Source organism: Nonomuraea lactucae (genome assembly GCF_003313395.1).
Lineage (GTDB): Bacteria > Actinomycetota > Actinomycetes > Streptosporangiales > Streptosporangiaceae > Nonomuraea > Nonomuraea lactucae.
Genome location: NZ_QNFZ01000954.1, coordinates 1 through 9,992 on the forward strand (window position 1 = coordinate 1; position 9,992 = coordinate 9,992).

General features: G+C 71.1%; 8 protein-coding genes and 1 pseudogene. 5 read left to right on the forward strand and 4 right to left on the reverse strand.

The window, feature by feature from the left end; translation table 11 throughout:
- Window positions 1–377 precede the first annotated feature (377 nt).
- Window positions 378–542: a hypothetical protein gene (locus tag DQW85_RS44975; protein ID WP_162795571.1), complete on the forward strand. Its 165-nt coding sequence runs from the start codon at window positions 378–380 to the stop codon at window positions 540–542.
- A gap of 173 nt (window positions 543–715) precedes the next feature.
- Here the strand turns inward: DQW85_RS44975 and DQW85_RS33405 are convergent, their stop codons facing one another.
- The 3 genes from DQW85_RS33405 to DQW85_RS33415 form a co-directional block, all read right to left on the reverse strand.
- On the reverse strand, window positions 716–1,675 hold the full coding sequence (locus tag DQW85_RS33405) for a TolB family protein (protein WP_205315601.1): 960 nt from the start codon (window positions 1,673–1,675) through the stop codon (window positions 716–718).
- Between the two features lie 40 nt (window positions 1,676–1,715).
- The gene (locus DQW85_RS33410) at window positions 1,716–2,915 is read right to left on the reverse strand and encodes an MFS transporter (protein WP_240197584.1); all 1,200 of its coding nucleotides are present in this window, start codon (window positions 2,913–2,915) and stop codon (window positions 1,716–1,718) included.
- Window positions 2,916–2,990: 75 nt separating this feature from the next.
- Entirely contained in the window at window positions 2,991–4,361 is a 1,371-nt protein-coding gene (locus DQW85_RS33415; RefSeq protein WP_113703763.1) for a galactose-binding domain-containing protein, read from the reverse strand.
- A 456-nt stretch (window positions 4,362–4,817) separates the two neighbouring features.
- Between DQW85_RS33415 and DQW85_RS33420 the strand changes: the two genes are divergently transcribed.
- Entirely contained in the window at window positions 4,818–5,945 is a 1,128-nt protein-coding gene (locus DQW85_RS33420) for a sensor histidine kinase (RefSeq protein WP_113703764.1), read from the forward strand.
- Here the strand turns inward: DQW85_RS33420 and DQW85_RS33425 are convergent.
- On the reverse strand, window positions 5,920–6,561 hold the full coding sequence (locus DQW85_RS33425) for a response regulator (protein WP_205315602.1): 642 nt from the start codon (window positions 6,559–6,561) through the stop codon (window positions 5,920–5,922). The genes DQW85_RS33420 and DQW85_RS33425 overlap by 26 nt on opposite strands.
- A 94-nt stretch (window positions 6,562–6,655) precedes the next feature.
- Between DQW85_RS33425 and DQW85_RS44980 the strand changes: the two genes are divergently transcribed.
- The 3 genes and pseudogenes from DQW85_RS44980 to DQW85_RS33435 all read left to right on the forward strand — a co-directional run.
- Window positions 6,656–6,844 (forward strand): DUF6229 family protein, encoded by a 189-nt coding sequence (locus DQW85_RS44980; RefSeq protein ID WP_162795572.1) that lies wholly within the window; start codon window positions 6,656–6,658, stop codon window positions 6,842–6,844.
- Window positions 6,799–9,696, forward strand: a complete 2,898-nt coding sequence (locus tag DQW85_RS33430) for a type 2 lanthipeptide synthetase LanM family protein (RefSeq protein WP_205315603.1) — start codon at window positions 6,799–6,801, stop codon at window positions 9,694–9,696. Before DQW85_RS44980 ends, DQW85_RS33430 begins: the two co-directional genes overlap by 46 nt.
- A gap of 5 nt (window positions 9,697–9,701) precedes the next feature.
- A pseudogene (locus tag DQW85_RS33435) lies at window positions 9,702–9,992 on the forward strand (hypothetical protein); the annotation flags it as partial.

Genomic DNA, 9,992 nt, shown 5'->3' on the forward strand with positions numbered 1-9,992 from the left:
CCTCCGCGAGGCCCTGGCCGGAACCCCCTGGATGCCACCACAAAACGCCTGATCAATCACAGGCCTGAATGGATACGAAGTTTCCCTCTTACTCCACGCAAGAGTTCCAGTTCGGGGAATCCTGCCGTGCTTTCTCGACTACCTACCGCTACACGAAATCAGTTGTTTACCTCCATCGCTCACGCAGGGCTGAAGCGTTCTCGGCTGGTGAGGTGGGCGTGAGCCTGACAGGGGTGTTCGGCCGTAGGTGACCTGGCTGCTGGCTGCCAGCCGCCATGACACCCGGATCTTCGTGGCCCAGCAGCAGATCGCGGCCAAGAGCAACGAGCTCCCGGCTTCGGCCCCCGGCTCGCGTGGCCTGGAGCTGACTGACCGGCGTGGTGATCATCGCCGACGCCCTGCACACCCAGCATGAGCACGTCCGGCAGATCGTCGCGGCCGCAGGTCACTACCTGCTGGTCGTCAATTGCACCAGCCCACCCTGCGGCGCAGGCTCAAGCGCTGCCCTGGCACAAGGCGATCCTCGACAACCGCACCGATGAGACGGGCACGGCCGCCGCGAGAATCGTTGGATGAAAGTATGCGCGTTCCCTTCCGCTCTGCCCTTCCCACACGCCGCCCAGGCCATCCCGCGGCGCGCAAACGGCTGCCCTTCATCTGGACGCTCGCGGTTTACCTCATCGGCGTCGGGTTCCGCCCAGAACGGCACCGCGCGTCACCGGACGGCCACCGGGGAGGAGGCGCCGCGCGCCAGGAGGGCCGGGGTGCCGGAGCCGTCGGCGGGGACCGACCAGACGTCGGGTCCCTTGGCGTACATCACTGTGCGCCCGTCGAGCCAGGCCACCTGGTCGTCGACGCTCGCGGGCTCTGCCAGCGGCGTCTCCCGCATGGTGGCCAGGTCCAGCAGGTGGAGCCGCCACATCCGAGCGGGATCGGCGGAGACCCGTTTCTTGAACACCAGGCGGGTCCCGTCGGGCGACAGGGATGGGCATTCGGCGTTCTCCCTGAGGGTCCGTGCCCGCCATGTGCCGTAGTCACCCTCGACGAGGTAGGTCTTCCCCCTGGTGGCCACGGTCGCGTAGAACCGGTTGTCGTCGGCGGCGAAGGTGACGCCCCAGTAGTTCACGTCGGGCGCGTGGTAACGGCGGCCGTTCAGGGTCAGGGGGATGTCCTCGATGTTGGTGACGGCGTAGCCGGTGCGGGTGTCGAGGATCCCCGTCCAGGTGGAGAAGCCGCCTTGGCTGTAGGACTCTCCGGTGACGAACACGGTCCACGATGCCATGCGGCCGCTCTGGGACATCCTGGCCCGGTTCGGGATCCCGGCGAGCTTGATCCGGCGGGTCTCCTTCATGGCCCGGTCGAGGATCACGGCGTGCGTGGTGGCCACCGCCCCCGGTTGGGCGGTCAGGCAGATCGAGGTGCCGCCTGCCGTGGAGAAGCGGTTGCAGACCGGGCCCTCGGCCTCGGGGGCGGCCGAGGTGTTCCCCAGCGGGACCGCCGCGACCCGGCCGCCCGTCGTACGGAACACCAGCTGTCCGGGACGGAGCACGTCGCCGTTGGCGGCCTGGACCGGCGCGGCAGCATGCCGCGCGGCCCAGGCCAGGTAGCCGGCCGCCACGCCGCCGAGGAGGGCGACGGCCGCGAGCAGCACCAGCAGACGCCGGATCGGCGTCACGAGCGTCCTCCCGTCACGAATCGGTTGGCCCAAGCTCGGATCAGGGCGATACGTGCCTCCTCATCATGGGCCAGGCGCCGAGTACGCAGACCGCGAGCCCGGTGGTCATGGCGACGAGCCCCCCACCGCTCCCCCACACCGTCCAGATGGCGCCGAACAGTATCGAGGAGAACATGCGGGCGACCGCCTGGCCCGTCTGGAGCAGGGCCAGGCCGCTGGTGCGCAGGTGTTCGGGAAGCATCGGCCCGGCCACGGCCATCAGCACGCCGTCGGTGGCGGCGTAGAAGGCTCCGTGCAGGACCAGCACGGGCACGAACCACCCCGGCCCCAGCAGCAGGAGACAGGCGATGATCAGCGCGACATGTCCGGCCAGGAAGAGCGGAACCCGGCCCAGCCGGTCGGCGAGCCGCCCGGCGGGTACGGCCAGCAGCAGGTAGGCGGCGGCCGTGCCGACCGGCAGCAGCGGGAAGTACGCGGCGTCGAGCCCGCCGCGCTTCTGCAGCAGCAGGTAGACGAACCCGTCGCCGATCGTGACCAGTCCCAGGGCGGCGGCGGCCACGCACATCCGCCGGAACGGCGCCTCACGCAGGAGCCCCAGCGCGGCACGCGGCCAGGCCGCCAATGGCCGGCGCCAGGCCGCCAATGGCCGGCCAGAGGGCTGCGAGCCAGGCAGCGCATCCGGCAGTGGCGTGCGCCGGTCGCGGACGTACATGACGAGTAGCAGTACGCCGAGCACGGCCACGCAGAAACTGGCTACGAACACCGCGTCATACGCCCCGCCGGTGCCCGTGAGAATGGCGAACGCCACCAGCGGGCCGAGCAGCGCGCCGAGCGTGTCCATGGCGCGGTGCACGCCGAACGCCTCCCCGAGCGCGTCCGGCGGGGCGCTCAGCGAGATCAGCGCGTCGCGCGGGGCCGTCCGCAGTCCCTTGCCTGCCCGGTCCAGCGCGATCACGGCGCCCAGCGCGGCGACGGAGCCTCCCGCCGCGAGCAGGGCCGGCTTGCACAGCGCCGACAGCCCGTATCCGATCCCGGCGACCAGCTTGCGCCGCTGCCACCGGTCGGCGAGGTTCCCCCCGGCGAGGCGGACCAGTGCCGTCACCCCGAAGTAGAGCCCGTCGAGCAGGCCGAACTGCAGCATGCTGAGCCCGAGGGAGAGCGTCAGATAGAGCGGCAGTACGGCGGTGACCATCTCCGAGGAGATGTCGGTGATCAGGCTGACCCACCCGAGGGCGAGCACGTTCCCGGGGACCGCCCGGGAGAACCGGGACCGCGGACGCGCTCCGTCCGCGGTCCGGTTCGCGGAGATGTACATCTAGTGGCAGGCGTAGGTGGGGCTGGTGTCCTTGACCGCGCCGTCGATTCCGATCAGCTGCCAGGAGAACGCGCTGGGGGCGAAGCTCAGCTTGAGCACGCCGAAGGTGTTGGTCAGCCGCTTCTGGCTGTTGGGCTGGACGTTCTCGATCTTGTACGGCGAGGCGCCGCCCATGCCGCCGAGGACCTCCACGATGCCGTCGGGGTCGGCCTGGGCGTCGGGGTTCTGCGGGGCGAACCGCTCGTAGTGGTGGTCGTGGCCGTTGAGCACCAGGTCGGCCCCGGCGGCGTGGAGGATCCTCCAGACCGGCTTGCTGACCGGGTCGTTGCCGTGCTCACCGGAGCTGAACAGCGGGTGATGGAAGTAGGCCGCGATGCAGCCCTTGGTGTTCGCGGCCAGGTCGGACCTGAGCCAGTTGAGCTGGGCCTGCTGGTCGAAGTAGTTGGAGTCGAGGGCGATGAAGTGCCAGTTGCCCCGGTCGTAGCTGTAGTAGGTCTTGCCCTGCGGGGTGGCCAGGGAGCCGAAGTAGGCCTTGTATCCCGCGTAGGTCCCGGCGGGGTCGTAGGTCTCGTGGTTTCCGACCGCCGGTCGCGTCTTGCTCTTGAACTTGCCCCATGACTTGTCGTAGTAGTTCCGGAAGTCCGAGATCCGGGCGTCGTCGTACTGGTTGTCGCCCATGGTGATGACGAACTCCGGGTTCAGCGCCTGGACCTGCGCGGCCGTCTTGGGGTGTGCGCAGGAGCTGGAGCTCGCGGTGCACTGGGCGGCGATGTCACCGGCGGCGGCGACGACGAAGGTGTCACCCGGAGGCACGGTCGGGGTCGGGGTCGGCGTGGGGGTCGGGGTCGGGCTGGGGGTGGAGGTCCCGCCACCGAACACCTGGAACTCGTACAGGGAGTAGCCGTAGTCGGTACCCCTGGCCGTGCCGTACATGCGGACGTAGCGCCCGGAGCCCGACAGGCCCGTCAGGTCGTCCAGGCCACCGTCACCGCCGCTCGTGGAGTAGACGGTCGTCCAGTTCGCGGCGTCACCGGAGACCTGGATCTTGTAAGCCCTGCCGTAGGCGACCTCCCAGAACAGCTTGACCCGGGAGATCGGGAAGACCGCGCCGAGGTCGACCCGGATCCACTGCGGGTCGCTGCCTTCCTGGGAGGCCCAGCGGGTCGAGGTGAGGTCGCCGTCGACGGCCTTGCCCGAGCTGTAGGAGGAGCCCTCCTTGGACGAGGATGAGGCCGGCCTGCCCTGTGACAGCAGGGTCTCGGCGGCTTCGGCGCGGGCCGTGGCGACGAGGAGTCCCGCTAACAGGACGGTGACCACCACGAGGACCGGCAGGAGAGGGCGGGGAACGAGGGAAGGCATCGTTGAAGACACGAGCTGTCTCCTGGGGGTGAGAGACGAAAAGACCACGGCACCGCCTGGGGGCACCGTGCGACACACGGCCGGGGCAGCACATCTCTCACTGAGCGCGTCACGCCCCCGCCGGGGAGGCGCCGCGCCAAGCCGCTCACCGCATACTGGCAAGCGGCTTGATGGACTGTCAACAAGTTAGGAAGGTTTCCTAACTTCGTTTCCCTCGCCCCAGAGCGCCGGCGTGCTCGCCGCGTGGCCACGGAGCCTGGGCCCGACCTCGTGGTACGGCCTCATGCCGGACCGGTCGTGCGCTATCCGGCAACGCGGACGTCCGTTTACGGTCCGCGCTTGAGATCACGTCGAGTGCGATGGATCTTTGAAGCCGGTTCGTCAGAAGGGGCGTCACTCCACATGCAGGCACCAACGCTCGGCTGGCGAGATCCGCTGTTCCTGGCGTCCAGGCCCAGTGGTGAGCGCGTGAGCCGGTTCGTGGCGATGCTGCTGATGTTGCAGCGGCTCAGCTACCTGCTGCCGGCGGGCGCGAGCCTGTTCGCCGACGAGGCGCTCCTGTCCGGCCGCGGCCGCAACGCGGTGCTGCTGGCCCTGGCCCTGATCTGGAACATGACGTTGTTCCACTGGGTCGCACGGCGCGGCTGGTTCGCGCCCAGGGCTGTGGTGATCGACGTCCTGGCCACCTGCGCCTTCATGATCGGAGTCACCGGCGCCTGCCTGCCCGAATCGGGTACGTGCGTGACCGACTGGTCCTCGCACGCGATGCTGGCGACCGGAGCGCTGATCGGGGCGGTCATCAAGCGTCCGATGCGGTTCGCCGCCCTGCTGCCGCCGATCGTGGTCTACGTGATCGCGCACGCCGACGATCTCCGACGGGGACTCCCGCCCGTGCTGGAACTGGCCGTGCAGGTCAACGCCTACGTCTGGTTCGCGATCGTCGTGTTCTTCATCCGTCGCTACCTGGCAGGCCAGGCCGCGCGGCTGGACGGGCTGGCCGAGCAGCGACTGGCGGTCGAGACGGAGCGGATCGCCGAGCAGGTCCGGCTGGCGCACTACCGGCAGTTGCACGACACGGTCCTGGCCACGCTGACCGCGATCGCCCGAGGAGGGCTGGATCACCAGGCGGAGGAGGTGCGGCGCCGCTGCGCGGCCGACGCGGCCTACGTACGGGCACTGATCAGGCAGGACGCCTCGGGTGCCGCCACCGGGCTGACCAACGGCCTGGCCCGGGCCGTGGCCAGGGCGGCGGGGCTGGGGTTGTGCGTGCGCTACGCCGCCGAGGCGCCGCCCCAGGATCTGCCCGCCGACGTGGCCGTGACCATGGCGGAGGCCGTGGCGGAGGCGCTCAACAACGTGGCCAGGCACTCCGGGGAGCGGGAGGCATGGCTGACCGCCGTCCCGGTGGACGGCGTGGTCACCGTCCGCGTGGTCGACCGTGGCAGGGGCTTCGATCCCGGCCGGGTCCGGCCCGGCTACGGGTTGCGCTCCTCGGTCGTCGAGCGCATGCGCGAGGTGGGCGGCGGCGCGGAGATCATCACGGCTCCCGGCGAGGGGGTGTGCGTGGAGCTCAGGTGGCCAGACCGTCCTCCCTGACCCGGGCGGCGAGGTCCAGCTTGGTGTAGGCGGGACGGCCCGCCTTCCGGTACTTGTCCTTGACGCGCTCCAGGTAGTTCTTGGCGGTTCCCGGCCGCACCCCGGTGCTGCGCGCCGCCGCGGTGAGCGTCATGCCGGAGGCGTAGGCGAGCAGCACCGCCTGCTCCTGCGGAGACAGGACGGGCCGATCGCCGTCCCGGTCGGCCAGCCAGCCCAGCGCCAGCTCTGGTGAGATGGCCACCCCTTCCTTCGCCACCTCCCTGACCTTCGCCACCAGGGCAGCCAGGTCGTGGTCCTTGGTGAGGTATCCGCCGGCTCCCGCGTCGATCATCTGCCTGGCCATGTCACCCGTGGTGACCACGCTGACCACGAGCACTCGCCGCCGCAGCCGTACCAGCGTGCGCACGTTCTCCACCGGGTCGGAGCCGTCGGCCAGCAGCAGGTCGAGCAGCACCACGTCAGCCGGTGACCGCTCCGTTCCGAGCAGCTCGGCGACGGTCGCGGCCCGTCCGGTCAGCCGTACGTCGGGCACACCTGCCAGCCAGGCGGCCAGACCGTCGAGGAGCATCCGATCATCGTCTACCGCAGAAAGGGTGATCACGACTGTCTTTCTCACATGCGGAATGTTGTGTCAAGTGCCCAGTTATGGCTCTATCGGCCGTCGCTTCTAGTAATGGATCATGTCGCCAAGTTCGAGAAGGGAGCCCAGTATGACCGTCACCCTCGAGAGGGCCGAGGAGATCATCGCCGCCTGGAGGACGGGCGACGACCCGGACAGTCCCGTCGGCCCGCTGCTGCCCGGCATGTACGTCGAATCCGAGATCACCATGACCGGGCCAGGTCACTCCGGCAGATGCGGGACCGCCTGCTCGGGTTCCAGAACCTATCAGTGCTGCTGAGCGGGACGGAGCACATGGCCGGTGAGTTCGACCCTCCGCTGGACCCGCTGATCGGACCGGCTCTGGCCGACCTGGAGGCCCGGTTGGGGTCGCTCACCGGCCTTGCCCCGGCCGAGCGCGGCGCCATCCTGGCGGGCGCCGCGCTGTCCGTCGAGGAGGAGGTCCGCCGCAGGATCACCAGGGTGCTGGTGCTGGAGGTGAACGCCGCCCGGCTGTCCGGACGCCTGACCGCCGCCGACTCCGCGGCTCGATGGGAGGAGTGGAAGCAAAGTGTGGCGGAACCGGCGTTCTGGCATGATCTGGCGATTCCGTACCCCAGCATGATGGCCAGGCTCACGACGGTCATCCGCCACCGATGCGAGGCCGCCGGCCGCCTGGCCGAACGCTTCGCCGAGGACCGCTCAGTGCTGGCCGCCCTCCCGGGAGCACCGTCAGGTGAGCTCGAACGCGTCGAGTTCGGCGCCGGCGACAGCCACCGGGGCGGGCAGACGGTCGTGATGCTGCACGGCGAAGACGGCCGGGTGATCTACAAACCACGCTCGCTGGCGGTGGACGCGGCGCTCGCCGACCTGCTCACCCACCTCGGCGTCTCCACCATGCGCGTGCCCGCGGTCGTGACCAGGCGGGGGTACGGCTGGGCCGAGCACATCGAGCACAGGCACTGCGCCGACGTCGAAGAGCTGCGCGCGTTCTATCGCGGCATGGGCCACTGGCTGGCGCTCATGCGCCTGCTCGGCGGGAGCGACCTGCACGCCGAGAACCTCATCGCCAGCGGACCGCATCCCGTGGTGGTCGACTGCGAGAGCCTGTTCACCCCGCACGCCGAGGCGCGTCCCTCCGGGTACGGCCAGGCCTTCGACCTGGCGGTGGAGCTGGTCAACACCTCGGTGATGCGCACCGGGCTGCTCCCGGGACGAGGGGTGGCCCTGGGCTGGCGGGGCGTGGACATGTCGGGGGCGGGCGCGCTGCCCGGCCAGCAGCCGCAGATCGAACTGCCGGTGGTGCTCGGCGCGGGCACCGACAGCCCGCGGATGGGCACCGAGCGGGTGGAGTTGCCCCCGGCGGCCAACCTGCCCAGCCCCGAGCCGGTGCTCGGCCAGTACTGGGACCTGATCATCGCCGGATTCGACGAGCTCGACGGCCGCCTGACCGAACTGGACCGGTCGGGCAAGCTGGAGCCGCTGCTGGCGGCCTTCGCCGACTGCCCGGTCCGCGCGGTGCTGCGCTCCACCGAGGCGTACGCCGAGCTGGGACGCATGCTCTGGCATCCCGCCGCGCTCCACGACGAGGCGCCCGCCCGCGCGAAGGCTGCCAGACTGCTGGCCAAGATGTCGGAGAACGTGCCGGGCGCTCCCGGCGACCCCGCCATCATCGCCGCCGAGGTGGACGAGCTGTGCCACGGTGACATCCCGATGTTCGACACCACTCCGCGGGTCGGCATGCTGCGCGGCCCCGCCGACACCAGGTGCGGCCCGGAGAACGATCTGATCGCCGACGCCGTGGCCCGCTGGCGGGCGCGCGACCACGGCCTGGACCGCCGGGTGGCGCAGGCGGCCCTGGTCAGCGCCTACCTCAACGAGGGCTGGATGCCGGACCTCGAGCGGCTCTCGCCCGGCCTCATCCGCGCCGACCGCTTGGAGCCCCGGCGGTGCGCGGCCGCGGCCGGCATCCTGCGCGCCGTGCTGGAGAGCGCCGTGCGCGGCGCGGACGGCTCGGTCACCTGGATCACGCCCTTGCTCAACCTCACCGGCTGGTCCGTGCAGCCGCTGTCGCTCGACGTGTACGGCGGAGCCCACGGCGTGGCGATCCTGCTGTCCGCCTACATCCAGGAGGCCGCGGACGGCAGGGCCGAGCGGATCCAGGAACTGCCCGGACTCCTGGAGGCCGTCCTGCGCACCATCCGCGTCACGGAGGACCGCGACGCGGCCAGGCGGCTGGAGGGCATGCCGATCCGGCCGGAGCCCCCCGGCGCCTACCTCGGGATCGCCTCGCAGGTGTGGAGCTGGCTGCAGCTGCGCGCCTTCGGCGTGGCCGGGGAGGAGGCGCTGACGCGCGCCCGCGCGCTGGCCGAGCTGCTCCCGGAGTCGATCGAGGCCGACGACAGCTACGACCTGCTCTCCGGGATGGCGGGGGCGATCGTCCCTCTTCTGCGGCTGAGCCGGGAGACCGGGGAAGAGCGGTGGGCCGAACTGGCCCGATCGATCGGAACGCGCCTCGCGGGGCTGGCGGAGCGCCGCTCCGGCGGGGTCTGCTGGCCCAGCCCGCGATTCCCTCAGGGGCTCGGCGGGCTGGCCCATGGGGCCACCGGCATCGGCTGGGCCCTGGCGCGGCTGGCGGAGTCCCCCGGTGGCCCCGAGGGCATGCGGGAGCTCGCCGAGTCGGCGTTCGCCTATGAGGAGTCGCTCTACGACCCGGACCAGCGCGGCTGGCTGGATCTGCGCAACGACGGCTTCACCGCCAAGGCATGGTGTCACGGCGCGGGCGGGATCGGGATCGTCGCCGCCGACCGGCTGGCCCGCGAGGGCGGCACCCGATGGCGCGACACGCTGGCGCGCGCCGCCGCCTCCTGCTGGGCCGACGGCATCGGCTGGAACCACACGCTCTGCCACGGCGATCTCGGATGCCGGGAGACGATCGAGCAGGCTCGGGCGGCCGGGGTCTCGCCGGTGGATCCGGCACGGCTGGACGCCCACATCCTGGGCAGTCTGGAGGTCAACGGCCCCATCAGCGGCCTGGCCAGGGACGCCTTCACACCGGGCCTGCTGCCCGGCCTGGGCGGGGTGGCCTACCAGCTGCTCCGCATGCACCCTGAGTGCGCGCTGCCTTCCGTCCTGCTCCCGGACCTGGAGTGAGCCCGGTGGAAGAGGGGCACGTGGAGGAGCAGCTCGACACTCCCTACTGGCACCTGGACCGGCCGGACGGGTCCCGGCGCACGCCGCGGCAACTGTCGGCGATCACCGTCCCGGTGCTGCGGCTCATCTGGCAGTGCGGGCGCCGGCCCGCGCTCACCATCCTCGTCCTTGAGCTCGCCGCGGGCGCCGCGACGGCGAGCGGACTGCTGGCGACCGCGGCCGTACTGGACGAGCTGCTCGCCGCGGGGGCAGCGCCCGATCGGCTCCTGGCGGCGGCGCCCAGCCTGGCCCTGGTC